Source organism: Stenotrophomonas sp. STEN031 (assembly GCF_056759975.1).
This window is the reverse complement of sequence record NZ_JBRREA010000004.1, coordinates 25,115-51,193: the sequence shown is the minus strand read 5'-3', so window position 1 is coordinate 51,193 and position 26,079 is coordinate 25,115. Positions and strand designations below refer to the sequence as shown.

The 26,079-nt window shown below is 64.9% G+C and carries 20 protein-coding genes; 4 read left to right on the top strand and 16 right to left on the bottom strand.

Annotated elements, in window-relative coordinates; translation table 11 throughout:
• Positions 1-130 precede the first annotated feature (130 nt).
• Positions 131-1,714, top strand: coding sequence for a GMC family oxidoreductase (locus ACVOLQ_RS02700; protein ID WP_481526980.1), 1,584 nt, complete (start codon positions 131-133; stop codon positions 1,712-1,714).
• Between the two features lie 221 nt (positions 1,715-1,935).
• Here ACVOLQ_RS02700 and ACVOLQ_RS02695 read toward each other — a convergent pair whose 3' ends face one another.
• Positions 1,936-3,864 (bottom strand): M48 family metallopeptidase, encoded by a 1,929-nt coding sequence (locus ACVOLQ_RS02695; RefSeq protein WP_481526979.1) that lies wholly within the window; start codon positions 3,862-3,864, stop codon positions 1,936-1,938.
• A gap of 29 nt (positions 3,865-3,893) precedes the next feature.
• Positions 3,894-4,499, bottom strand: coding sequence for a LemA family protein (locus ACVOLQ_RS02690; RefSeq protein ID WP_481526978.1), 606 nt, complete (start codon positions 4,497-4,499; stop codon positions 3,894-3,896).
• Positions 4,500-4,578: 79 nt separating this feature from the next.
• Here ACVOLQ_RS02690 and ACVOLQ_RS02685 point away from each other — a divergent pair, with 79 nt between their 5' ends.
• Positions 4,579-5,994 carry a serine hydrolase domain-containing protein gene (locus tag ACVOLQ_RS02685; RefSeq protein ID WP_313172902.1) on the top strand — a complete coding sequence of 472 codons (1,416 nt, stop codon included), beginning with the start codon at positions 4,579-4,581 and terminating at the stop codon, positions 5,992-5,994.
• A 711-nt stretch (positions 5,995-6,705) separates the two neighbouring features.
• Here the strand turns inward: ACVOLQ_RS02685 and ACVOLQ_RS02680 are convergent.
• Positions 6,706-7,239 carry a hypothetical protein gene (locus ACVOLQ_RS02680; protein ID WP_313172901.1) on the bottom strand — a complete coding sequence of 178 codons (534 nt, stop codon included), beginning with the start codon at positions 7,237-7,239 and terminating at the stop codon, positions 6,706-6,708.
• A gap of 463 nt (positions 7,240-7,702) precedes the next feature.
• Between ACVOLQ_RS02680 and ACVOLQ_RS02675 the strand changes: the two genes are divergently transcribed.
• Positions 7,703-7,999, top strand: coding sequence for a hypothetical protein (locus ACVOLQ_RS02675; protein ID WP_481526977.1), 297 nt, complete (start codon positions 7,703-7,705; stop codon positions 7,997-7,999).
• A 30-nt stretch (positions 8,000-8,029) separates the two neighbouring features.
• Here the strand turns inward: ACVOLQ_RS02675 and gcvH are convergent, their stop codons facing one another.
• From gcvH to nudE, 9 genes are all read right to left on the bottom strand, one after another.
• A complete protein-coding gene (gcvH, locus tag ACVOLQ_RS02670) occupies positions 8,030-8,425 on the bottom strand; it encodes a glycine cleavage system protein GcvH (protein WP_313172899.1) in 396 nt (131 codons plus the stop codon).
• Between the two features lie 86 nt (positions 8,426-8,511).
• On the bottom strand, positions 8,512-9,633 hold the full coding sequence (gcvT, locus tag ACVOLQ_RS02665; protein WP_481526976.1) for a glycine cleavage system aminomethyltransferase GcvT: 1,122 nt from the start codon (positions 9,631-9,633) through the stop codon (positions 8,512-8,514).
• A 90-nt stretch (positions 9,634-9,723) separates the two neighbouring features.
• Positions 9,724-10,155: an NfeD family protein gene (locus ACVOLQ_RS02660; RefSeq protein ID WP_313172897.1), complete on the bottom strand. Its 432-nt coding sequence runs from the start codon at positions 10,153-10,155 to the stop codon at positions 9,724-9,726.
• Between the two features lie 3 nt (positions 10,156-10,158).
• On the bottom strand, positions 10,159-11,127 hold the full coding sequence (locus tag ACVOLQ_RS02655; protein WP_481526975.1) for an SPFH domain-containing protein: 969 nt from the start codon (positions 11,125-11,127) through the stop codon (positions 10,159-10,161).
• Positions 11,128-11,194: 67 nt separating this feature from the next.
• Positions 11,195-11,497 carry an Mpo1-like protein gene (locus tag ACVOLQ_RS02650; RefSeq protein WP_481526974.1) on the bottom strand — a complete coding sequence of 101 codons (303 nt, stop codon included), beginning with the start codon at positions 11,495-11,497 and terminating at the stop codon, positions 11,195-11,197.
• Between the two features lie 39 nt (positions 11,498-11,536).
• Positions 11,537-11,860 carry a YnfA family protein gene (locus ACVOLQ_RS02645; protein ID WP_313172894.1) on the bottom strand — a complete coding sequence of 108 codons (324 nt, stop codon included), beginning with the start codon at positions 11,858-11,860 and terminating at the stop codon, positions 11,537-11,539.
• The gene (mazG, locus tag ACVOLQ_RS02640) at positions 11,857-12,678 is read right to left on the bottom strand and encodes a nucleoside triphosphate pyrophosphohydrolase (RefSeq protein ID WP_481526973.1); all 822 of its coding nucleotides are present in this window, start codon (positions 12,676-12,678) and stop codon (positions 11,857-11,859) included. The genes ACVOLQ_RS02645 and mazG overlap by 4 nt, the downstream gene beginning before the upstream one ends.
• 78 nt (positions 12,679-12,756) lie before the next feature.
• The gene (gene cysQ / locus ACVOLQ_RS02635; protein ID WP_481526972.1) at positions 12,757-13,566 is read right to left on the bottom strand and encodes a 3'(2'),5'-bisphosphate nucleotidase CysQ; all 810 of its coding nucleotides are present in this window, start codon (positions 13,564-13,566) and stop codon (positions 12,757-12,759) included.
• Complete coding sequence (gene nudE / locus ACVOLQ_RS02630; RefSeq protein ID WP_481526971.1) at positions 13,563-14,111, bottom strand: ADP compounds hydrolase NudE; 549 nt, start codon at positions 14,109-14,111, stop codon at positions 13,563-13,565. The genes cysQ and nudE overlap by 4 nt, the downstream gene beginning before the upstream one ends.
• A gap of 124 nt (positions 14,112-14,235) precedes the next feature.
• Between nudE and ACVOLQ_RS02625 the strand changes: the two genes are divergently transcribed.
• Positions 14,236-14,970: a 16S rRNA (uracil(1498)-N(3))-methyltransferase gene (locus ACVOLQ_RS02625; protein ID WP_313493052.1), complete on the top strand. Its 735-nt coding sequence runs from the start codon at positions 14,236-14,238 to the stop codon at positions 14,968-14,970.
• Positions 14,971-15,177: 207 nt separating this feature from the next.
• On the opposite strand, the gene ACVOLQ_RS02620 is transcribed toward ACVOLQ_RS02625, so the two are convergent.
• The 4 genes from ACVOLQ_RS02620 to ACVOLQ_RS02605 form a co-directional block, all read right to left on the bottom strand.
• A complete protein-coding gene (locus ACVOLQ_RS02620) occupies positions 15,178-15,654 on the bottom strand; it encodes a chemotaxis protein CheW (RefSeq protein WP_313172889.1) in 477 nt (158 codons plus the stop codon).
• 25 nt (positions 15,655-15,679) lie between these two features.
• Positions 15,680-17,023 carry a chemotaxis protein CheB gene (locus tag ACVOLQ_RS02615; protein ID WP_313172888.1) on the bottom strand — a complete coding sequence of 448 codons (1,344 nt, stop codon included), beginning with the start codon at positions 17,021-17,023 and terminating at the stop codon, positions 15,680-15,682.
• Positions 17,010-23,906 (bottom strand): hybrid sensor histidine kinase/response regulator, encoded by a 6,897-nt coding sequence (locus ACVOLQ_RS02610; RefSeq protein ID WP_481526970.1) that lies wholly within the window; start codon positions 23,904-23,906, stop codon positions 17,010-17,012. Before ACVOLQ_RS02610 ends, ACVOLQ_RS02615 begins: the two co-directional genes overlap by 14 nt.
• 108 nt (positions 23,907-24,014) lie before the next feature.
• Positions 24,015-26,051 (bottom strand): methyl-accepting chemotaxis protein, encoded by a 2,037-nt coding sequence (locus tag ACVOLQ_RS02605; protein ID WP_313172886.1) that lies wholly within the window; start codon positions 26,049-26,051, stop codon positions 24,015-24,017.
• Positions 26,052-26,079: the final 28 nt, after the last annotated feature.

Genomic DNA, 26,079 nt, shown 5'->3' with positions numbered 1-26,079 from the left:
GCGGCATCTGGAACTCCGGGGGCGACAAAGCGCGTACGGTATCTAATGCACTGCAACATCGCCAGTGCGCCAAGGCTTACTCGGATACAACGTGCCGTTCTATCCTGAGTGACCTGGGAGGGGGAACGCTGTGAAGGAATTCGACTACATCATTGTCGGCGCCGGCTCGGCCGGCTGCGTGCTGGCCAACCGGCTCAGCGCCGACCCGCAGCGACGGGTGCTGCTGATCGAAGCCGGGCCGCGCGACTGGCACCCCTTCATCCACATGCCGGCCGGCATCGCCCGGCTGGCCAACAACCGCCGCCTCAACTGGAGCTACGACACCGAGCCGGAACCGGCGCTGGGCAACCGCCGCCTGTGGTGGCCGCGCGGCAAGGTATTGGGCGGCTCCAGTTCGATCAACGCCATGTGCTATGTGCGCGGCGTGGCCGGTGACTACGACCGCTGGGCGCAGGCCGGTGCCAGCGGTTGGCACTGGGACAACGTGCTGCCCTGGTTCCGCCACAGCGAGGGCAACGCACGTGGCGCCGACGCCCTGCACGGTGCCGACGGCCCGCTGCAGGTCGCCGACCTGCGCCATGTCAATCCGCTGAGCGAAACCTTCATCGCCGCCGGCCTGCAAGCCGGCCATGTCCACAACACGGACTTCAACGGTCCCCGCCACGAAGGCGTCGGCCTGTACCAGGTCACCCAGAAGAACGGCGCGCGTTGCTCCTCAGCGGCCGCCTACCTGTCGCCAGTGCGCGCGCGCAGCAACCTGCAGGTACTCACCGGCGCAATGGTGGAACGGCTGCAGATCGACGCAGGGCGCGTTACCGGCGTGCAGCTGCGCGTAGGCGGGCAACGCCAGCAATTGCATGCCGCCGCCGAGGTGCTGCTCAGCGCCGGTGCGATCAACTCGCCGCAACTGCTGATGCTGTCCGGCATTGGCCCGGCCGCTACGCTGCGCGCGCACGGCATCGGTGTGCAGTTGGACCAGCCCGGCGTCGGCGCCAACCTGCAGGACCATTTGGATATCTGCACCCTGTACCGCAGCGTGCCCGGCGTCAGCTACGACCGCGCCAGCGAAGTGATGATCGGCCTGAATTACTTCCTGCGCGGCCACCGCGGCGCCGGCAGCAGCAATGTCGCCGAGGCCGGTGGCTTCGTGCGCTCGCGCTTCGCTGCGGACGAGCGCGCCGACATCCAGTTCCACTTCGTGCCGGCAATGCTGGACAACCACGGCCGCAACCGCCTGCCCGGCGATGGCTACACCCTGCACGCCTGCTACCTGCACCCCCGCAGCCGCGGCCACATCACCCTGGCCAGCGCCGACCCGGCCGTACCCGCCCGCATCCACGCCAATTACCTGAGCGACGCCGAAGGCTTCGATCTGAAGATGATGGTCGAGGCGGCGCGGCTGAGCCGCGACATCCTGCAGCAGCCGGCGTTCGCGCCGTGGCGGAAATCACCGCTGTTCCCTGCCGACGAGCACCTGGACGATGCCGGTCTGGAAGCCTTCATCCGCGCCAAGGCCGAGACCATCTACCACCCGGTCGGCACCTGCCGCATGGGCAGCGATGACGCCGCCGTGGTCGACCCACAGCTGCGCGTGCGCGGCATCGATGGCTTACGGGTAATCGATGCCTCGGTGATGCCAAGCCTGGTCAGCGGCAACACCAATGCGCCGACCATCATGATCGCCGAGCGCGCGGCGGGGCTGTTGCTGGAATGACACTTGGTGCTGCAGTCGGAAAAGTTGCGGGGTTTGGATTTCAGGCCTTGCCTCTGCAGGCAACGACAAGAACAAAAGCCAACCTGATTGGCAGCAGGGTTCGGCAGCCGCACTGATGTTGCCCGGGTCAGCACAGCGCACCCGGGAGCAAGGATCAGCAACCGCTCCAACTGTCTGCCAACAGCCCCGGGTGCGCTGCGCTTACCCGGGCTACGCGCTTGTCAGACCACCTGCAGCATTGCCGGCAGTGGGCAATGCAAGGTGGCGCAGATGGTCCGCAGCAGTTCGGCCTCGGCGACGTTGACCCGCTGGTTGTGGCTTACCGTTGCAGTCACTGCTTCCACAAGCAGCTGCTTGGCCAGCGGATCCATCGAGTCCAACGGTGCCCAGACCGCATCCAGCGCCAATACGCCGTTTGCCGGCGGCGCATATGGCAGATGATCCTGCGGCAGGATGCGCTGCAGGCCGGCCAGGTAGGCGCGCCGTGCGGCGGCCTCGTCACCGGGGTTGCCGGCGCGCGCCACCACCGACAACAAAATCGCGAACTCGCGCTGCACGCCAATGGCCTTGCGGCGACCAAAATGCAGGTGTCGCGACGGATCCAGGGCTGCCTGCACCTGTACCAGCAACAAACGCGACAGGCAGTATTCGAACAACGAGATCCGGCCGTCTGCATGGGTCAGCGCATCAATGCAACGCATGAAGGCCGCCAATTGCGGGCGCGGCAAGCTGCGCAGCGTCGGGAACGCCAACGCTGCCAATGGCAGCCGCAGTGCCGCGTGCAGGTCACGCAAGGGACCCGCCGCAATGGCCGACACGCGGTCGGCCATCGGTTCCCCCAGCTGTGCGCATACCGCCTCGCGCTGTCGCGCGGCCACCGAGGCCTCGTTGTCCAGCAGCATCGCCAACAGCAAGGGCTGCGCCGCGTCACGATCAGCGGCCAAGGCGCGCAGCGGCATCGGCAGACTGCCGGCCAACCGTATCGCCTGCTGGTAATCGTCGTCGGCCGGGGTCGCGACTTGTGCCGCGACCAACGCTGGATCGACTCGCAGGTGCTGCGCTGTACCTGGCAGTGACGGCAGCAGCGCGTCCACGCTGGGCGCGTCGCGCCCGGCCAGTCCCAGCACCCGATCTTCGGCCAGCCCATCAGGCGGCGCACTGAACCAGCCACCACGCAGCTTCTGCAACTGCTCGGCACGGAAGGAAGGCTCCAGCCGCTGGATGCGCTCGATCAGCGGCGGATGGGTGGCAAACCAACTGGACAGCCGCAAGCCTTCGCCAAACAGCATGTGGCTGACCTCCTCCGCACCGGCGCGATCAGCCAGATGTGAGCCATCATCCAACCCGCCGATCTTCTTCAAGGCACCTGCCAGGCCCTGCGTCTGGCGGGTGAACTGTACCGCCGAGGCGTCGGCGAGGATTTCGCGCTGGCGCGATACCGCCGCCTTGATCAGGCGCCCGAAGAACACGCCGATGCTGCCGATGGCGATGCCGGCCAGTCCAATCAGCAGCAACACAAACACCGGCCCGGTACTGCGGCCAAAACGCGCCCGTGTGCCGCCCCCCATATGCAGCAATACACGCTTGCCGATCACGCTGAGCATCAGGATGCCGAACAGCACACCCATCAGGCGGATGTTCAAGCGCATGTCACCATTGAGGATGTGGCTGAATTCGTGCGCGATGACACCTTGCAGCTCGTCACGATTGAGCCGCTGCAAGGTGCCGCGGGTCACCGCGATGGTCGCATCGGCGGGCGAGTAACCGGCGGCAAAGGCGTTGATGCCTGCCTCCTGCTCCAGCACATACAGCCGCGGCATCGGTACGCCGGAGGCGATGGCGATCTCCTCCACCACGTTGCGCAGGCGCCGCAACGCCGGATCTTGGGTATCTGCCGGCACCTCGGTACCGCCCATCTGCACGGCCACCGCCTCACCGCCGTCACTCAGCGAGCGGATCCGGTACAACGAGGCCAGGCCGATCACCGCCAGCGTCAGCACACTGCTCCACAGCACACCGCGAACGCTGCCGGTGCTCAACCACACCAGCATATCCACCATCAGCACGATGGCCAGCACCGCCAGCGCAAACAGCAGCACCAGCCGCCCGGAATTGCGCCGCGCCTGGGCCTGGTGTTCAAAGAAATTCATCCCGCGCCCCTGTTACGCCTGCGTCGGGTTCAGAACTGCACCTTGGGCGCTTCGCGCACCTGTTCGCGCTTCTCCAGCGGGATGTCCAACAACGCCGCGGTGGAGAAATTGAACATGTCGGCGAAGATATTGGCCGGGAAGGTTTCACGGCGATTGTTGTAGCCCATCACCGCGTCGTTGTAGGCCTGGCGCGCGAATGCCACCTTGTTCTCGGTACTGGAGAGCTCTTCGCTGAGCTGCATCATGTTCTGGTTGGCCTTCAGTTCCGGGTAGGCCTCAGCCACTGCCATCAGCCGGCCAAGGACACCGTTCAACTGCCCCTGCGACGCCGCCAGCTGCGCCATGGCCGCCGCATCGCCGGGATTGGCCTTGGCTGCGGCCAAACCTGACTGCGCAGCGCTGCGCGCGGCGATCACCGCTTCCAGCGTCTGCCGCTCGTGGCTCATATAGGCCTTGGCGGTCTCCACCAGGTTGGGAATCAGGTCAAAACGCCGCTGCAGCTGGACATCGATCTGCGCAAATGCGTTCTTGTAGGCGTTACGCGCCCGCACCAGCCCGTTGTAGATGCCCACGCCCATCGCCACAACTGCGACAACCACCACAAGAAAGATCAGCAATATCAACGCGATGCCCATTCATTCTCTCCCCGTTTGTGCATTGATGAAAAGCGGCGCTAGAATCGCCGACAGCAGTAGCTTACAGGCACCGATCACGATGAAAGACAAGAGCACGCGCCGGCACATTCGTCCGGTGGCATCGGGATTGCTGGGGGTGTTGATGCCCTTCGCATTGTCGTCTACCGCGCAGACTCCCACCCACACCACCCTGCCCGGCAGCACGCCAGCAGCCGTGGCGCTGCCGGTGAATCTGGAGAACGCGCCCACCCAGTCGCCGACGCAACCGATGCCTTACCGCGTCGCACTGCGACCGGACCAGGTACAACCGTTGCCGGCCGACTTCAATGTCGCCGCCATCGAATCACTGGCCGAACAACTCACCTACGGCAACCGGGTTCCCGGCATGGCCATGGCCATCGTCCAGAACGGGCGCGTGCTGTCGGCGCGCGGTTACGGCGTCACCGATATCAGCAACCCGCAGGAAGTGGACGCGCATACCGTGTTCCGCCTGGCGTCGTTGTCCAAGGCCTTCGCGGGCACCATGGCCGGGTTGCTGGTCAACGACGGCACCCTGCGCTGGGACAGCAAGGTCACCGATTACGTGCCGGGCTTCCGCCTGTCCACGCCTGAGGCAACCGACAAACTGACCGTGGCCGATGTCCTCAGCCAACGCGTCGGCCTGACCAGCAATGCCTATGACCGCGATGTCGAGGCCAACGCCGACTACTACACGCTGACCCAGAAGCTGGCTACTGCACCGCTCAAGTGCGCGCCAGGCGAATGCTATTCCTACCAGAACGTCGCCTTCAGCCTGGTCGGCGACGTGGTGTTCGCGGCCTCGGGCAGCTTCTATGAGCAGGCCGTTGAAAAGCGCATCCTCAAGCCGCTCGGCATGAACGATGCCAGCCTCGGCCTGGCCGGCATCCAGGCCAGTTCGCGCTGGGCACGTCCGCACGTGCGCAGCCGCAACGGCTGGGTATCACTGACGCCCAAGCCAACCTACTACCGTGTCGCGCCGGCCGCTGGCGTCAACGCCAGTGCCAGCGACATGGCGCAGTGGCTGCTGGCCCATACCGGTCATCGTCCGGATGTATTGCCGGCACCGTTGCTGGCGACGCTGCATGCGCCGCTGGTCAATACTCCCGGCGAAATGCGTTCGGGCTGGCGCCACCAGCGACTGGACTCGGCCGGTTATGCGCTGGGTTGGCGCGTGTTCGATTACTCCGGCCACCAGGTGGTCTTCCACGCCGGTGCGGTGCAGGGCTATCGCGGCCTGGTCGCGCTGCTGCCGGAACGCGACCTGGGCATCGCCATCATGTGGAACGGCGAGAGCAGCCTGCCCAGCGGCATGATGCCGACCATCCTCGATCGCGCCATCGGCCTGCCGACGCAGCGTTGGCTGGACGTGGACACCGACTTCGGCAGCGACAACCTGATGGCCGAAGATACGGCTCCAGCACGCGGCGGCAAGAAGGGCGCCTCGTCCGATCGTGCGGTGGCGTCGCCGCACTGAGCTGCATGGCGGTTTCCAGCACTACCCGAAAGGCGGCCGATGGCCGCCTTTTTCTTTGGCCGGTAGCGCCACCTTTGGCAGTACCCAGGGCCCGGCAGATTGGATGCATCGTCAGCTTCGCGGCTGACGCCGCTCCTGCAAAAAGCCGGTCCCGCCTGTAGTGCCGAGCCATGCTCGGCAGGAGCTTTACCAGCAAATCAAAAGCCCCCCTCCCAACCCTCCCCTTGCCTGCGGCAAAGGGAGGGCTCGGTTCCTCGGCATCGATCGAGGTCTCGACCAAGCTCGCCGCTCCGGTAGTGCCGAGCCATGCTCGGCAAAGGCTTTACCAGCAAACCGAAAGCCACAGCGCCCCTCGTGCAGGGGCGGCGTAAGCCGCGAAGTCGACAACCTCGGGATGACACGGACAGCAGGATCGCGGCAAACCGGCACTGCTGAAGTCAGATATCCCATCGACGCACAGGCATTGCCCGGACAGATACATCGTCAGCTGCGCGGCTTGCGCCACTCCCACAAACCAGACCTCACTCCTGCACTGTGGATATGGCTGCGCGGCTGGGACAGCGCTCAATACCCGGCTGCTGCCGAGCATGGCTCGGCACTACCGGAGCGGTCGGCCTGCCCGGTACTAGCCAGTTCGGTCCGCGCATAAAAAAACTCCCTCCCCGCTGGGCAGTCGGGGAAGGAGTTTCAGGTGTTGCTAGTGGAGCTGGATCAGATCAGCGGCGCCGGGGTAGCCGGCAGCGCAACCGGAGCGGCCTTCTTCTTGCGAGCGGCCGGCTTCTTCTTCGCAGCTACCTTCTTGGCGGCCGGCTTCTTGGCGGCGACCTTCTTGGCGGTCTTCTTTACGACCTTCTTGGCAGCTGCCTTCTTGGCAACCTTCTTGACGGTCTTCTTGGCAGCTGCCTTCTTGGCAACCTTCTTCACGGCCTTCTTGGCAGTTGCCTTCTTGGCAACCTTCTTCACGGCCTTCTTGGCAGTTGCCTTCTTGGCAACCTTCTTTGCGGCCTTCTTGACGGTCTTCTTGGCAGCTGCCTTCTTCACGGTCTTCTTGGCGGCTGCCTTCTTGACGGTCTTCTTGGCGGCTGCCTTCTTCACGGTCTTCTTGGCAACAGCCTTCTTGGCGACCTTCTTCACTGCCTTCTTGGCGGTTGCCTTCTTGGCAACCTTCTTCACGGCAGCCTTCTTGGCGACTTTCTTTACCGCCTTCTTGGCGGCCGGCTTTTTAGCTGCTTTCTTCGTAGCCATGGTTTGTTCCTCGTCAGTGATCTATGGAATTGAAATGCCCAGTTGAAGCAAATCCGCGGTGTTCGGCGGAGGACCGACGACGCGTCTAGCGCATCGTGACGGATACAGAAACACCCGCTACGGTTCCCGCTGCGGGTGCCAGATAGAAATCAGGGGGGTGTTTCGCGGAAGGAAGCGACTCCTGCTCCACCATCAAGAGAATCCTGGCGGACGTCCAAGTTGTGCTTCGCGTCTGAATGTTGATCCGGCTCACTCGCTTCCGCAGGAAAGGTCTGCTGGGCGAAACCTAATCACGGTTTTTTTTACTGTCAACCATCTTTCCAAAATATTTTTCGGAAGCCTTCAGCCTTCCGCAGCCGTGCCCGCCCCGGCGCGCCCCGCGATTGCATGGCCACAACACCGTTGCCGCGGCCTCCAGAAAAAACACAAAGTAAAAAAACATCGGTAAAAGCGCACTATTCGTTTGAGCAACGAAGACGCGCCGCCATCTCGCCGCTACTCCAACAGCGTCGCAAAGCATGCGACCGATGCCTGCTACCCATCGCTTCCGACGACCAAAAAAAAGTTTGCCCAAGGCGAGGTTTGGCATCCGCAGTGGATGATTTTGCGCAAACTTTTTGAACCGTTTCGCGATCGGCAAGGACGCGTACCGGTGTCGGTTCGCACCTTCAAGCACGCATCGCGGCAAGCGCGTGCCGGCCCTCATCACCACCGATCATCACCTGATGCTGACATCGCCACAAAAAAAAACGGCCGCTGACAGCGGCCGTTTTTCGGAGAGCGGCAGGACTCAGTGGTCCTCGTTCTCCAACATCTCGGCATAGTCGTCCGGGCCGAGCAGGTCGTTCAACTGATCCGGATCGGACAGCTCGACGACGTACAGCCAACCCTCGCCGTAGGCATCTTCGTTGATGGTTTCCGGCTTGTCGGTCACCGCTTCGTTGATTTCGACAACGGTGCCGGACACCGGGCTGTAGACGTCGGAAGCGGCCTTCACCGACTCGACCACCGCAGCGCCAACGCCAGCCTGCACGCTGTCACCGACAGCCGGCAGTTCGACATAGACCAGGTCACCCAGCAAACCCTGGGCATGATCGGAAATACCGACGGTAACGCGGTTGCTGCCTTCGACACGGGCCCATTCGTGGGACTTGAGGAACTTGAGGTCGCCAGGGATCTCGCTCATGGAACTACTCCGGAAAAACGGTGGTCGGGATGAAGCGCTAGTTTAACGAACCGGAAGCGAGGTCGCTTCCGGCCCGGTCCTACAGGTCAAAGATTGATGCCGGCCTGTGCCTGGCCGTCACGCACGAACGGGAACTTCACGATGCGCACCGGCACTTCCTTGCCACGGATGTCCACGCGCACGTCACCCGGCGCACCCGCCGGCACGCGCGCGAAGGCGATGGCCTTGCCCAGCGTCGGCGAGAAGGTACCGGACAGGATCTCGCCTTCGCCATTGGCGGTGAGCACCTTCTGGCCGTGACGCAGCACTCCCTTCTCGTCCATCACCAGGCCGATCATCTGTCGCGCGTTGCCGGCGGCCTTCTGCGCTTCAAGCACGGCGCGACCGGTGAAGGCACGCGGCGTGCCATCGGCCAGGTCATCCAGCGCCACGGTCCAGGCCAGCGCCGCCTCGTACGGAGTGATGGCTTCGTCCATGTCCTGGCCGTAAAGATTCATGCCGGCTTCCAGGCGCAGCGTGTCACGCGCGCCCAGGCCGGCCGGCTTCACGCCAGCGGCCAGCAGCGCGTTCCAGAACGCGACGACCGCGCTCTGCGGCAGCAGCACTTCGTAACCGTCTTCGCCGGTGTAACCGGTGCGTGCGACGAACAGTTCAACGCCTTCGATGGAGTTGACGGTCAGTGCGGCGAAGCGGCCGAGCTTGTCCAGCGCGGCACGATCCGACTCCGCTACCAGGCCGGCAACCAGGGCACGCGCCTGCGGCCCCTGCACGGCAACGATGGCCAGGTCTTCGCGCTCGACCACCTCGACGCCGAAGGCTTCGGCATGCTGGCGGATCCAGGCCAGGTCCTTCTCGCGGGTGGAGGCGTTGACCACCATGCGGAACATGTCCTCGGCCAGGAAGTAGACGATCAGGTCGTCGATGACCCCCCCCTGCGCATTGAGCATGCACGAGTACAGGGCCTTGCCGCTGACCTTTACCTTGTCGATGGAGTTGGCCAGCAGTTGACGCAGGAATTCGCGGGTGCGCGCACCCTTCAGGTCGACCACCGTCATGTGGCTGACGTCGAACATGCCGGCGGCCGTGCGGACCAGGTTGTGCTCGTCGATCTGCGAGCCGTAGTGAATCGGCATGTCCCAACCGCCGAAGTCGACCATCTTGGCGCCGAGTGAGCGGTGGGTTTCGTTGAGCAGGGTTTTCAGGGTCATGGCCGTTCCACACTAAGGGGACCGCCATTATCCCAGATGGTTACGTGTAAAACCTGCGGCACCGCCACAACGGCAGTGCCGCGGCAGTATTCAGACCGCCTGCACCTTGAGGGTCATGCCGTCGACCGCGACCACGCGCACCGTGCTGCCCTGGGGCAGGTCCGGACCGGCCACCACCCAGAACGCATCGTCGACCTTGGCCCGGCCGACACCGGCACTGATGGCCTGCTCCAGCGTCACTACCCGCCCGATCAACTGCTCGGCGCGGCGGTTGAGCAGCGGCTGGTCGCTGGGCCGCGCACGCTGCCGGAACCAGGTGCGGTAGACCTGGATGGAGACAAAACTCAGCACCACGAACAGGATGACCTGCAGCAGCAGGCTCATGCCATCGAACGCCCAGACGGTGAGGAAGACTGCGGCCGCCGCTATCCCCATCCACAACATGAAGGCACCCGGCGCCAATGCCTCGGCGGCAAACAAGGCCACCGCCAGTGCCGCCCATAGCACCACCTCCCAGCGCATGGCTCAGCGCCCCAACGGCGGCGGGTTGCCGCGTGCAGGCTGTTTGGCGTCGGCTTGCTTGGCGAATGCCTCCTTGGCCAGTTCCGAAATGCCGGCAATGGAACTGATCACCCCGGTAGCCTCCATCGGCATCAGCACCAGCTTCTGGTTGGGGGAATTGGCCAGTTCACTGAAGGCTTCCACGTACTTCTGCGCGATGAAGTAATTGATCGCCTGCACACTGCCGTTGGCGATCGCATCGGACACCATCGCGGTCGCCTTGGCCTCGGCTTCGGCAAGACGCTCGCGTGCCTCGGCGTCGCGGAACGCGGCCTCCTTGCGGCCTTCCGCTTCCAGCACCGCCGACTGCTTCTGGCCTTCGGCGCGCAGGATCTCGGATTGGCGGATACCCTCGGCTTCAAGCACCGCAGCACGCTTGTTCTGCTCGGCCATCTTCTGCTGCTGCATCGACTGCACCAGGTTGGCCGGTGGCTGGATGTCCTTGATCTCGATGCGGGTGACCTTGACGCCCCACGGATTGGTGGCGTGGTCGACCACGTTGAGCAGCTTGGCGTTGATGGTCTCGCGCTGGCTCAGCGATTCGTCCAGGTCCATCGAGCCGATCACGGTACGGATATTGGTCTGCACCAGGGCAATCATCGCCACTTCCAGGTTGGCCACTTCATAGGCCGCCTTGGCCGCATCCAGCACCTGGAAGAACACCACGCCATCCACCCGCACCACCGCATTGTCCTTGGTGATGACATCCTGGCTGGGAACGTCCAGCACCTGCTCCATCATGTTCACCTTGCGGCCGACGCCATAGACCACCGGAAACAGGAAATGCAGGCCCGGGCTCATCGTGTGCGTGTACTTGCCGAACCGTTCCACCGTCCATTCATAGCCCTGCGGCACCATCCGCACCGTCTTGAACAGCACGATGATGCCGGCCACCGTGACCACCAACGCCAACACCGCTGCTCCGCCGCTCATTCGACCACTCCTTGTGCTGATTGATGGGCCGAGTATAGCCACAGCCCGGGCAACTGCCTGAGCGGGCTCACAGGCGCACCCGCCCGCGCAGGATATCGACGAACATCACCCAGTCACCGGCAAATGAATAGAGCGGATGGCGGAAGGTTGCCGGTCGGTTCTTCTCGAAGAAAAAGTGCCCTACCCAGGCGAATCCATAGCCACACAACAGGGCGACCCCCAGCCAGCGCAGCTGACCGGTCCACAGCAGCATCGCCACGCACAGCAGCACGCCGCAGCTGCCGATGAAATGCAGGCGGCGACTGGTGCGGTTGCTGTGTTCGCTCAGGTAGAACGGGTAGAACGCACGGAAGCTGCTGAATCCTGACATGGCCGGCACCCGGGACTGGATGCCGCCAGCATAGGCGCTTCAGTTGCTGCGTGGGGCGAACATGATCACCGCCATGCCGAGCAGGCAGAGGCCACCGCCGAGCAGGTCCCAGCGGGTGGGCTTGACCGAGTCCACCAGCCACAACCACAGCAGCGCCACGCAGACATAGACGCCGCCGTAAGCGGCATAGACCCGCCCGCTGGCCGCCGGATGCAGGGTCAGCAGCCAGGCGAACAGGGCCAGGCTGGCGGCAGCTGGCAGCAGCAACCACGGGCTGCCCTGCTGCCGCAGCCAGACCCACGGCAGATAGCAGCCGACGATCTCCGCCAACGCGGTGAGCAGGAACAGCGCGAAGGTCTTCATTGCGCGGAATCCTTCTCCTGCTGCTTCACCTGCTGCCACAAGGCCTCCTGCTGTTGCAGGTCCAGCTGTGGCATCGCGGTTCCGCGAGCGGCCGCCAGCGCCTCCATGGCACGGAAACGGCGTTCGAACTTGTGGTTGGCATGGCGCAGGGCGGTGCCGCTATCGACCTTGGCGTGGCGGGCAAGATTGGCGCAGACAAACAACACGTCACCCAGTTCCTCCTGCAGCCGGACCTGGTTGTCGGCGCCGGCGGCAGCAAGCTCGAACTCGGCCTGCAGTTCGTCGATTTCCTCACGCAGCTTGTCCAGTACCGGCACCGCATCGGGCCAATCGAAGCCGGTGCGGGCAGCACGCGACTGCAGCTTGGTGGCACGCAGCCACTCCGGCAGTCCACGCGAAATGCCCGCCAATGCCGAATCATCCTCCTCGCCCTTGGCGGCGCGTTCGCTGCGCTTGATCTGGTCCCAGTTGGCCAGCACTTCGTCGGCGTCGCTGACCTCGGCATTGCCGAAGATATGCGGGTGGCGGCGGATCATCTTGTTGCTGATCGAGGCCACCACATCGCCGAAATCGAAGGCGCCCTGCTCGCTGGCCATCTGTGCATGGAACACTACCTGCAGCAGCAGATCGCCGAGCTCGTCCTTCAGATCCGGCAGGTCATTGCGGTCGATGGCATCGGCAACCTCATAAGCCTCCTCGACGGTGTACGGCGCGATGCTGGCGAAGTCCTGCTCCAGGTCCCAGGGGCATCCGCCCTGGGGATCGCGCAGGCGCGCCATGATCTGCAACAGGGTCTGGATATTGGTCAATTCGGACATTCGCACATCACCTTTGTTACGAATACGCCGGCAGTCGCCGGCGTTTGAAGTTCACTGCAGGCAGCCAGTGGCTGGGCGTCAAAGCCCGGCCACCCACGCCTGCCACGGCAACGAGGCATCACCCAAGGCAACGAAGTCGCCATTGAGCAGACGCGGGCGTTGGTTGTAGGCAAACGGCACGCCGTCATCGGCCGCCAACACGGCACCACCTGCTGCTTCCAGCACGCATTGGCCGGCGGCGGTATCCCATTCACTGGTTGGCCCAAGCCGCGGGTACACATCCAGCGTACCTTCGGCGATGCGGCAGAACTTCAGTGACGAGCCCTGCGCGACCAGCTCGATTTCACCCATCCGTGCCAACAAGGCCGCGGTACGCGCACTGGCATGCGAGCGGCTGGCGGCGACCCGCAACGGCGATGCCGGTGGCACCCGGGTAGTAATCGCGTCCTGCTGCTGACCGCTGCGGCGCCAGGCCTGGCCACCGCGCTGTGCATGCCAGATGACCTCGGTCACCGGTGCCTGTACGACACCAAACACCGACACGCCATCTTCGATCAATGCGATGTTGACGCTGAATTCGCCATTGCGCTTGATGAATTCACGGGTGCCGTCCAGCGGGTCCACCAGCCAATAGCGCTGCCACTGCCGACGCGTCTCCCAGGGCAACTGGGCCGATTCCTCGGACAGTACCGGAATGTCCGGGGTCAGCTGCGACAGACCGGCAACAATCAGCCGGTGCGCGGCCAGATCGGCCGTGGTGACCGGGCTGTCATCGGCCTTCTGTTCGACGTCGAAACCGTTGGCATAGACCTGCATGATCGCCGCGCCTGCGCGCTGGGCGATGTCCAACACGCCTTCGCGCAGGACGTCATCAACTACTGCGTTCATGCGCCACCTCGCAGCCACTCACGGGCAATGAACAGGGCTGCCAGCGAGCGCCCCTCGGAAAAATCCTCGCGCAGCATCAGCTGGTCGAGCTCGGCCAGCTTCCACGGCACCACTTCCAACTCTTCCGGCTCGTCACCAGGCAAGCGCTGCGGATACAGGTCGCGTGCCAGCACCAGGGTGGATTGGTGACTCATATAAGTAGGTGCGAGAGTCAGGCTGCGCAGCGCATCCAGCCTGCGCGCGCCGTAACCGGCCTCCTCCTTGAGCTCGCGGTCGGCGGCCTCGATTGGCGTCTCGCCCTCGTCGATGCGGCCCTTGACCAGGCCCAGTTCATAACGATGCAGGCCGGCTGCGTATTCACGCACCAGCAATACGGTCTCGTCATCGAACATGGGCACCACTACGACCGCACCGTGCCCGCCACTCACTAGCCGCTGGAAATGCCGGCGCTCGCCGTTGGAAAACTCCAGGTCCAGCTGCTGCTGGCGGAACGGACCGATGTGTTCTTCGACCACGTTGTGGATCAGTGGCAGACGGCGACTCATGCGCCACTCCGGGCAAAACGACGGTAGACCGATAGAATGCGCATTGGCAGATACGTTTTCATGACGTTGAAATGCTAGCAGACCCAGCCGCTCCCCACGCGGCACCGCCTTTGCGAGAACACCCATGCGCCTTACCCGTAGCCCGATTGAACTGCCGCTTGCCGTTGGCCAGACCCTGTCCCTGCCGGAGGATGTGGCCAACCATCTGGTCCGGGTGATGCGCCTGCGCGAGGGCGAAAGCTGCATCCTGTTCAACGGTGATGGCCATGACTATGCCGCCACCCTCAGCGCGATCAGCAAGCGCGAGGTACAGGTGCACATCGACAGTGCCCAGGCCGTCGACAACGAATCGCCACTGGCCATCACCTTGCTGCAGGGCATTGCGCGTGGCGAGAAGATGGACCTGATCCTGCAGAAGGCCACCGAACTGGGGGTCAGCCGTATCATCCCGGTCAATGCCGAGCGCACCGAAGTAAAACTGGACGCAGCACGCGCCGAAAAGCGCATCGCGCATTGGCGCAACGTGGTGGGTTCGGCCTGTGGCCAATCGGGGCGCGCGCGGATTCCGTCCATTGCCAGCCCGCAGGCGCTGGCTGCAGCCACGACGGCATTGCCCGAGCAGACCCTGCGACTGACCCTGGACCCGCTGGGCGAGCATCGCCTGGCCTCGCTGCCGGCAGCACCCGCCAACGGCGTGGTGATCGCAATCGGGCCGGAAGGTGGCTGGTCACCGCGTGACCGTCAGCAACTGAGCGAGGCAGGCTTCCAGGGCCTGCAGCTGGGTCCGCGCATCCTGCGCACGGAGACCGCCGGCCTGGCGGCAATCGCGGCCCTGCAGGCGCGGCTGGGCGACCTGTAGCGCCGAGCCGTGCCCGGCGTGAGCATTGCCGACAAACCCGCTGTCGGTGTTTGTGGGAGCGGCGTAAGCCGCGAAGCCAACACCGATAAGATCACCAACCGGCCTGCAATCTGTTGGAGTGCGAGCTTCGCGGCTTACGCCGCTCCTACAAATGCCGAAGATCGCTGGGAAGGCCGCTGCCGAGCATGTCTCGGCACTACCTTTCGGTCAGGCTACGGCTTCTGCCAGGGCCAGGATCACGGCGCTTTCCACTGCGTCCAGATCTGGCAGCAGTGCGCTTTGTTCACCGAGCAGGACGCGCATGTGCACGCCTACCGGCAGGCTTTCTTCCGATGCGTCAGCCAGCAGGCCATCGCGGGGTACCGCGATCAGCTGCGGGAAGGATTGGGTCAACAGGGCGAAGTACGGCAGGTCCGGGTTGCCACCCAGGGCCTTGAGCACCACCACCTTGTTGTTGCCGCCGACCATTTCGTTGCCATGCCCACTGAGCCCGGCATAGGACAGCAACGGCACGCTCCAGCCGTGCCATGCGATCTGCCCGACCAGCCATGCCGGGGCATTGGCGATCGGCTCGACCGCCACGCGCGACATCATTTCCGCCACCGTTGCGTTGGGCAGCAATACGCGTTCGGTACCGGCCTGTATCAGTACCCCACGGACTTCATCGTTGTTTGCGTAGCTCATCGTCAGTTCCTGGGTCGCGCAGCGATCACGCCGCGCAATGCACTGCCAATTCGGCGGCGAGATATTCCGGATCACCGGCGCGCATGCCCGCGACAGCCAGCTGGCTGGCGGCGGCCGGGTCATAGCAGCCCTCACCGATCTGCCCCGCCACCCAGCCGCCCTTGCCGGCGAATTCCAGCACCGGGGCAACCAAGGCCACGTCGGCACCACTGAGCATCAGCACGGCACTGCGGTCGGGTTGCAGGGCTTCAAGCAAGTCGTTGGCTTCCGCGCAGAAGCGCAGGCCCTCGGTACTCGACTCCACACCGATCACGTCGGGAAGAATATAGACATCGCCCGGAACCAGATTCTGCCCCGGATCGGCCAAGGTCACCGGCAGCGGCGTCGCCCGCGCCATCTGCTTGACCAGGTTGGCGTAGCGGCCGCCGTCCAGACGCAGCTGCACCAGCACCGGTCGCGCGAAGTCTTCGGGCAGGCCGGCCAGCACACGGCGCACCGCATCCGGACCACCGATGCCGGCGATCAACAACACTGCCCCATTGCCTTCGGCAGCGCCTTCGTCGATCTCAACCAGTGACAACTCGCTGTTGAGCAGGCTGGCCAGGGCCGGCGGCGGCACCTGGACCGCACTTGCCGCAGCAGGCGCCGCTTCATAGCCATCATCCTCCAGCAGCGACCAGCTGCTGAAATCGCCCAGCGGCACCTTGGCGGGCTCGGCTTCGGATTCCGTCGCCACTGGCACCACAACCGGCTCCGCCGGCAGCGGCGGCGGCACGGCTGCGACCGGCTGCGCAGCGCCCGCAATCAATTCCTCGAAGGACAGCACCTCCGGGCGCGGCGCAAGCGCACGGGCCGGGGCCTCGTAGATCTCATCAGCGGGCAGGTCGTAGGCCTGCACCTGTGCCTCGTCCAGATGGAACTGCAATGGTGCATCCACATGCCCGTCAGCAGGACGCGGCGGCATGCCGGGTTCGAGGGCAATCGCCGGCTCCGCCTCCTCATGCTCCAGACCGGGCGGCAGCACGTTGCCATGCCCCTGCAGCTTGGCCGCCAGATGGCGGATCCAACGCTGCGCCTCCCAGCCCTCGCGACGTGCGGCCAGCTCGGCTTCCTCGAACAGCAGCGACAGTTCCGGTGTTTCCAGCACCGATTCCAGTCGCTCCAGCGCGTCCTCCACCGCCGGCTCCAAGGCCACCAGCACCACCTGCGGCGCGGCCGCGGCAAGTGCGGACGGCTCAAGCTGGTTGGGATCCTCTTCCAGCACGATGCGGCCGCCGGCAGCGACCAGCGCTTCGCGCAGGCGATCCCGGGCGGCGCCGGCACGGGCCAGCAAGGCAACCGGCTTGGCAGTGTCGTCAGTCGCGTGCACGGGCGATCCCCAGCAGGTCGTAGACATTGCGCATCAAATCCAACTCCTGGTACGGCTTGCCGAGATAGCGCTGCACGCCGATCTCGAAGGCGCGTTGGCGATGCTTGTCGCCGCTGCGCGAGGTGATCATCACGATCGGAATGTTCTTGTAGCGTGGATCGGCACGCATCGCGGTGGCCAGCTCGTAGCCGTCCATACGTGGCATCTCGATATCCAGCAGCATCAGGTCCGGGATGCGCTCTTCCAACTGCTCCAGCGCTTCCACGCCGTCGCGGGCGACCACTACATCCAGGTTGTGACGCTCCAGCACGCGACTGGTGACCTTGCGCATGGTCAGCGAATCGTCGACCACCATCACCAGCGGCACATGGCGCTGGCTGCTGGCCTCGATCACTTCCACCGTCTGCTGCGGTTGGGTGAGGTGACGACGCACCAGCGGTGCCACGTCCAGGATCACCACCACGTTGCCTTCGCCAGTGATCGTAGCGCCGTAGATACCCGGCACCGAGGCGATCTGCAGGCCCACCGGCTTGACCACGACTTCGCGGTTGCCCAGTACCTGGTCGATAGCCACCGCCGCACGCAGGTCGCCGGAGCGCACCAGCAGCAGCGGGATCTCGGCCTGGCCTTCGGCCTTGGCTGCAACCTGGCCCACCAGGGTGCCGAGGTTGTACAGGCTGAAGTCTTCGCCGTTGTAGTGGTAACCGCCCTGCCCGGACTCGAAACGCTCGCGGGAGATACGACCGATACCGCTGACCGAGGCCACCGGCACCGCATAGGTGGTTTCGCCGATGCGGACGAACACCGCCTGGGTGACCGCCAGCGTCTGCGGCAGGCGCAAGGTGAAGGTCGCGCCCTGGCCACGCACCGAGTGGATGTCCACCGAGCCGCCGAGCTGACGGACTTCGTTGCGCACCACGTCCATGCCCACACCACGGCCGGCCAGCTGACTGACCTGTTCGCTGGTACTGAAGCCCGAGGCGAAGATCATCTGGTCCAGCTGGGTATCGTCGATCTGCTCGTTGGCACCCAACAAACCGCGCTGCTCGGCGCGGCGACGGATCGCCTCGCGGTCCAGGCCGGCACCGTCATCGCCCACTTCCAGCACGATTTCCGAACCTTCGCGGCGCAGACGCAGGGCGATTTCGCCTTCTTCCGGCTTGCCTGCGGCAGCACGTGCGGCCGGCTGCTCCAGGCCATGTGCAACCGAGTTGCGCAGCATGTGCTCCAGCGGCGCGACCATGCGGTCCAGCACATTGCGATCGAGTTCGCCGTGGGTGCCTTCCAGCTTCAGGTGCACCTGCTTGTCGGTTTCCTGCGCGGCCTGACGCACCACACGGCGCAGACGCGGCACCAGACCGTCGAACGGCACCATGCGCGCGCGCATCAGGCCATCCTGCAGTTCCGAGCTGACACGCGACTGCTGCTGCAGCAAGGTGTCGTAGTTGCGCGACAGATCGTCCAGCACCCCCTGCAGACCGCCCAAGTCGGCTGCCGATTCGTTCAGCGCACGGCTGAGCTGCTGCAGGGTGGAGAAGCGGTCCAGTTCCAGCGGATCGAAGGTCTGGTCGGCCTGCTCATGCTCGCGGCGGTAACGCGCCACGATCTGCGCTTCGGTTTCCAGATCCAGACGACGCAGCTGGTCACGCAGGCGTGCGTTGGTGCGGTCCAGCTCGGCCATGGCGCCACGGAAGGCACCCAACTGCTGCTCCAGGCGCGAGCGGTAGATCGCCACTTCACCGGCATGGTTGACCAGGCTGTCGAGCAGGTCAGCGCGAACACGCACTTGCTCCTGGCCGCGCGGCGCACCTTCGTCTTCGTTGCCTGCCTGCTCTTCGCGCAGCGGCGCCGACAGCGGCGCACTCTGCGCCACCGGTTGCGGCTGCACATCGTCGCCGGCAGGCTTCTGCGGTGCCGGTTCAAACGTGCTGACAGCGGCTTCCACCGGCGCCTGTGCGGCCTCGGCGCGACCGTCGGTACGGGCTTCGAAAGCCGTGATCAAGTCGGTCGGCATCTGTACCGCGCGATGCTCGCCGGTACGCAGCAACAACTGGTGCAGACGATCGAAGCCGCGCTCCAGCAGCTGCACATCGCTGCGGGTGATCTCGGTACGGTTGGCCGCAACCGCTTCCAGCAGCGATTCGATACCGTGGCCAAGGTCACCGATGGCATTGATGCCCGCCATGCGTGCACCACCCTTGAGGGTATGCAGGTCACGCTGCAGACCCGCCAAGGCTTCACGATCTTCCGGCGCCGCGCGCAGGTCATTGATCAGGCCATCGCAATGATCGAGCAGGTCCTTGCCTTCCTCGACGAAGATATCGACCAGTTCGCGATCCAGGTCGGCAAAATTCAGCGGCCCGGCATCAAGCTCATGCGCAGCAGCGGCGGCGACCGGTGCGGCGACCTCTTCCGGCAAGGCGGCGGTGAGTGGAGCCAGTTCCGCCTTCGGTTCGATGCTGGCCCCGGCGTCGGCCTGGCCTGCACTGTCATCCACGGCGGTCGTTTCAAACGCCCCGGCCGCTTCAGGCTGGACGTGTTCCGGCTGAACGACGCCGTCGCCCTGCCCGGCTTCTTCAACTACGGCGGGTTCTTCGTCCGGAGCAACGGCTTCGCTTGCGTCGTGTGCCTCGACGGCCGCGATGTCCTCACCAGCCGGCGGCGCATCCGCGGCGTCGACAGCGTCCAGCGACGCAGCTGTCGTTGCCTCCGGCGCATCGACAACTGCGGCCTCCTCGCCCGATTGCACGAAGTCAGCCGATGCCTGCACGACGCCGTCCTCAACCGCGGCAAAGGTCTGATCGGTAGACTCCGCAATCGGCTGGTCTTCTTCGATCTGCGCTGTCGCGTTCGATGCTTCTACTTCTGCTTCTTCCTCGGCTTCGACTGGGACTTCTGCTGCGGCTTCGATTTCGCTCGGACCCAGATGGGCCACACCGGCAACCACCGTAGCCGTACCGGTAGCAATTGCCAGCGCACGCGCGATCACACTGTCGTGATCGTGCTGATCGGTGGGAACCTCGACAGCCGTCGCCTCGTCTTCCTGGTTGTCTTCGGTCGAAGTGAGCGCATCGGCCTCAACCGCGGCATCGGCTGCAGCGGCAGTCGCCTGTGCGGCTTCGACCTCGCCCGCTTCGGGCTCGGTTTCGAGCGTCGGATCGGACGCTTCCGCGACCGGCTCCTGATCACCTTCCACCGCTTCCGCGGCAACGCCCCAGGTCGAGGCGCGCACTGCATCGTACTGATCGACCGTTTCAACCGGATCCAGCGCAACTTCCGGCGCGACGACCTCGGTCGGCTCGATGCTGTCGGCCAGTTCGACCGGCGCATCAGCAGCAACTGGCGCGGCCGGCTCGATATCGCTGGCGACTTCCAGCACCGTCGACGACACGTCGGCGGCAACGGTATCCGCAAGCTCGATCTGCTCCGACCCGCTGGATTCGGCGGCGGTCGCCATCGGCAACAGCATTTCGGGCTCGGCTGCCGTGGCCGGCTGTTCGATGCTTTCCGGCGAGACCTGGCTACCCGGGGTCTCCTCCAGCAAGCCTGCGTCAAAGTACGCGGAAAGGTCTTCGCCCCCCACCAGCTCGGCGTTCATGTCATTGCCCGCCGACGCTGCCGGCTGCGCAGCTACGCTGTCATTGGCGAGCAGTTCTTCGTCTGCCTGCATCGGCGGCCACTTGGCGTCCGGCAAGGCATCGACCAGGGCCTGCAGACGCTCGGCCACGCCCGGGAATGCAGGAATACGCGGCGAAGGCGCACGCAAGGCCGTGATGGTGGTGTGTACCGCAGCGGCCATCTGCGCCAACGCATCCACGCCAGCAGCCGTCGGGGTGACCGACGCCGCCAGCGAACGCTTGACGAAGGTTTCCGCCGGGCTGGTGATCTGGGTTATCACCGGCACATCGGTCATCGCGAATGCACCACTCATGGTGTGCACCGCACGCAACAGGTCCTCGGAGACGGCCTGCGGCTGCACGGCCGAAGCCGCCAACCAGGCATGCACCGTATCCAGGTGGGCGCCAATCTCGGCCTCGAGGATTTCGCGCAGCACCTCGTCCACGGAAGCCGGAGTACCGTCGGCCTGTACGGCAACTTCAACGTCGCCGACGGGCGCAACGGCTGCTTCCGCATCGGACTCCGCCGCCACCTCGCCAACCGCCACATCAGCTGCAACGGCGCTGGCGCCGGTGACGTAGAACGCTTCTTCACCCGCAGCGACGCGGTCGGCCACCTCCTGCATGCCCAGCAGATCGGACTGGATGCTGCCGGTGCCACGCAATGCGGCATTCAATTCCGGCAATACGTCATACGCCTGCGCTACCGCGGCAAGAACCGCGGGGCTGGCCGGACGGCTGCCGTCGAGCACGCGATTGAGCATGCTCTCGATCTTCCAGCTGAACTCACCCAGGGTGCGCGCGCCGACAAGACGGCCACTGCCCTTCAAGGTGTGGAATACGCGGCGCACCGGGCGCAGCCTTTCCATGTTGGCAGGCGCCGCGCGCCAGGCAGGCAGCAGGTTGCCCAGATTCTCAAGCTCTTCGTCGAACTCCTCGATGAAGACATCGCGGATGTCCTGATCGATCACGTCACCGCCATCGATGAAGCCGCCCTCGAGCTGCTGCGTCGGTGCCACGGTCCTTGCAGGCGTCGCGGCGCTGGCCGCGACTTCGCCCACATCGGCCGTGACCAGTTCGGGCTGCAGGGACTCGGGCAACGCAAACGGGTCGAAGGCCTCGGCGGCGGCATCCAGCTGCGCCATGAATGCAGCGGTTTCGGTATCCAGCGTGGAAACCGGCTCGACCGCTGTGGTGGCCGGTTCGACCGGCGCGGCGGCCAGGTCCCAATCGCTGCTTACCTGTGCCGGCGCAAGCGTTGCATCCTCGATCGAGGTATTGCTGGTCTCCAGCTCCGGGTTGAAGAACGGATCGGCATCGACTTCGGCATCGGCAAAGGCGACGGTGACCCGCTCCGCATCGGCCAGATCATCCTTGCCCAGTTCAACCGCGTGCGGCGCCTGTGCATCGGTGTCATCCAGCGTCAGCAACGAGGCGTCGAAACGATAGCTGTCGTTCGCGCCCTCGATCGTCGCGTCCTCGGCGGCTACCGGATCAAACGAGGCAGCAAGCGACACGGGAGCTTCAAAATCTGCTGGCGCCGCGGCTTCGTCGTGCCCCTCGAGCACCATCGGGGCCAGCGTGAAGCTGCTCTCTTCAGCTCCGGAGCTCTCGGCGGCTACCGGATCAAATGCGGAGACCGCAGCGCTGGTGTCGGCCGGTGCCGACACGGAAGAATCCGCCACCTCCGCTGCCTGTGCCGGAATGCTGGAAATTGCCACGGCATTGATGGCCGCACCAAACACCAAGGGATAATCGACCGCGGCAGCCTGCGGCTTCACCTCCGCATCCAACGACGGCAACGGCGGTGGGATCACCGGCGCTGCAACGACAGGAGCCGGTTCGGAAGCAGGCGCCGCGTCGGCGACTGCGTCAGCAGACGCATGCGGGACATCGTCCTGGCCGGCGGCGACTGCCTCGTCCACAACGGTGCTCGGCGTTGCTGCCAGCTCGGCAACAGGTGCAGCAATGACTTCGGCGGCAACCGGTTCGACCGCCGCCGTGGCGGCCACAACCTGCACCGGGGGAATCGGCCAGTAACGCAGTGTTTCCAGACTGGTACGGGTGATATCGAGGATTTCCTCGCGGCCCGGACGACGGTCGCGCAGGGCTTCCAGGAAGTATTCCAGGCTGGCCATGGCATCGGCCAGGGTATCGAGCTGACGACCGCTGGGAATGCGCTGGCGTGCGATCAGCTCGACGTCGATGTACTGGCGCACGGCCAGCAGATAGTCCGCCGGTACCGGCATCTCCAGCATGCGCAACGCGCCCGACACTTCGCCGAGCAGGCGCGGCACTTCAGCCAGGCGCGCGTGATCCCAGTTGGTCTCGATGAACGCGACGAACGATTCGCGTGCCGCGGTGAAGTTGGCAATGGCTTCATGTGCCAGCACTTCCACCGTACGGCGGGTTTCCACCGAACCGGCATCGTCGTCACCGGCGACATTGGCGCCGAGATGGGCCACCTGGTCGTCCAGCGATGCATCCACGTAGAGCAATGCGCCGGCGATATCCAGCAACAGGTTGTCGTCGATCTGGCGCGCACCATCGACCACCTCACGCAGCGCATCGCGCTGCTGGGCGACAATGCCGCGGGCCACGCCCAGCCCCATCACCCCCAGGGTGTCGGAGACCGCGCCCAGTTCGTTGACCTGCACCTGCAGGTCGGCCGGGTTGCCGTCCATGCGCATATGCAGATCGAGCGCATCCTTGATGCGCATCAGTTCTTCCTTGACCGCACTGCCCACGGTGTCGAGCAGCTCGCGGTTGCGACCACTCAGGCTGCCGCGTGCGTGTTCCAGCTCATCGGCGCTGGCGTCGCTGGCGTCGGGATTGAAGGCGAACAACACGCTCTCGTTGATGCCCTCGGCACCGCGCGCGGCACGGATGTCATTGAGCAGCGGCAGCAGCACGATCGGAATGTCGCGATGGCCGTTCTGCAGGCGTTCCAGGTAATCGGGCAGCAGCACGGTGCCACGCATCAGCGTGGCGCAGGCCTCGTCACGCTCGGGAACAGCCCCCTCACGTACTGCATTGGCCAGCAGTTCCAGTTCCTCGGCGACCATGGCCGGCGCATACAGCTCAACCATCCGCAGCGTGCCCTGCACCTGGTGCAGGTAGCCGGCGCAGAAGCGCATGCGGCTGGTATCACTGGGATCTTCCACGAACGCTTCGACCTCATTGCGCACCTGGCGCAGGGTCTCGTCCAGCTCGGGTTTCACCCAGCCCAGTGCGGCGTGGCTCATCGCATCGCGCAAGGTACTCATCGCACTCCCCCGTGCAGCATCAATTGCATGCCGTCCGGGCGGCCCTGCGTTGCGTCGTGACGAAACTTCATCTGCTGATTCCTTTGCATCCCCGCCCGATCAGTCCGCTCAGGCCGGCAACTTGAAGTCGGCCACCGAGCGGCGCAGCTCTGCCGCCAACTGGTTCAACTGACCCAGCGAGTCGGCGGTCTGCCCGGCACCCTGCGAGGTCTGGCCGGTAATCTGCCGGATCACGCCCATCGTCTGGGTGATGTCGGTAGCTGCCGAGGCCTGCTGGTTGGCGGCGATGGAGATGCTCTTGATCAAGTTATTGAGTGCGTTGGACACGCGCTCGATTTCGGTCAGCGCGGTACCGGCGTCCTCGGCCAGGCGCGCACCGGACACCACTTCGGCGGTGGTCTGTTCCATCGAGGTGACGGCTTCGTTGGTATCGGCCTGAATCGCCTGCACCAGACCTTCGATTCGGCGGGTTGCGCCGGAGGTACGTTCTGCCAGGCGCTGCACTTCGTCGGCCACCACAGCGAAACCGCGACCGGCCTCACCGGCCGAGGCTGCCTGCACAGCCGCGTTCAATGCCAGGATGTTGGTCTGCTCGGAAATGTCGTTGATCAGTTCCACGATCGAGCCGATTTCCTGCGAGGACTCACCCAGGCGCTTGATGCGCTTGGAGGTTTCCTGGATCTGGTCGCGGATCTGGTCCATGCCCTGGATGGTCTGGCGCACCACGCCGGCACCTTCGGTCGCGATGACCACCGAGCGCTGTGCCACTTCGGCCGACTCGGTGGAGTTGCGCGACACCTGCTCAATGGAGGTGGCGATTTCGCCGATACGGTCCGAGGCACTGGTGATCTCGTCGGCCTGGTGGCCTGCGGCTTCGGCCAGCTGCATTGCCGTTGCCTGGGTTTCCTGTGCCGACACCGCCACCTTCGAGGAGATGTCGTTGATGGTGGTCACCAGGTGGCGCAGTTCGTCCACGGCGTAGTTGATAGCGTCGGCGATGGCGCCGGTCATATCCTCGGTCACCGAGGCCTTCACCGTCAGGTCACCTTCACCGAGCGAGCTGATTTCGTCCAGCAGACGCATAATCGCCTGCTGGTTGCGGCTGTTGAATTCCACCTGGGTCTGGTAACGCACGTCCTGCTCACGCGAACGGGTACGCACCGTGCTCCAGACGAAGCCGATGATCGACAGCACCGACAGGCCGCCGAAGATCACGCTCCACCAGAAGTTCGGGAAGATACGGGTATCGCGGGCCGAACCGAAGGCCGAGAACGCATCGAACAGCTTGCGGCTGCGCTCCAGCATCTTGTCCGAACCGGTCGCCAGTGCGGCGGCCGAGGACTGTGCGGCGAACAGGTTGCGCGAGCTGGCCAGGATGGCGTCGGCGTCCTTCTTCATCTTTGCCCACTGGTTGGCGGACTGTTCCAGCGCAACCTGGGCGTTGGCGTTGCGCACGGCGGCGATGCCCATTTCCTCATTGCCGTTGCGCAGGCCTTCCAGCACCTGGGTGAACACCACCATGTCGCGTGCCAGCGCGTCGCCGGCGCCGCTTGCGCCAGGACCACCTGCGCGGATTTCGGTCACGCGACGGGCCATGGTGCCAACCACCACCACCTGCTGCAGGCCGTTGTAGACCTGCGAGGACTGGGCACCACCGGCGGTCATCGCACGCACCACTTCGTTCAACTGCGCCTGCAGCTGCGGCACCGCACCGACGAAGCTGTCGGCGTTACCGGCCAGCGCCAGCACGGCCGGCTCGGAGGCGACGATCTGCTCGGCGTTCTTGGACAGCGGCTTCCAGGTATCGACCAGCGCACCCAACGGACCGGACACGCCGCTCTCGTTGCCGTAACGGCCCTGCAACTCACTGACCGTACTTTCCACCTTGCTGCGCGTGTCCTTGAACGCGGCGTAGCTCTCACGGCTACCGGCCACGGCTTCACGGCCCTGGTTGGCAAGCTGCTGCGACAGCACCTGCAGATCGGCGGCGCCGGTACTGGCACCGGCCAGGCGACTGCCCTGCCAGGTGGCCACGCCGGTGTTGGCACCGAACACGACCATCGAGAGTACCAACAAGCCCAACCAGAAGTTGGTGCTTACGTTGCCAAGCTTGCCGGCCTTGGCGGCTTCAGGAGCAGTACTCATCGTTCGACCTCGGTCTCAATACGAAGAG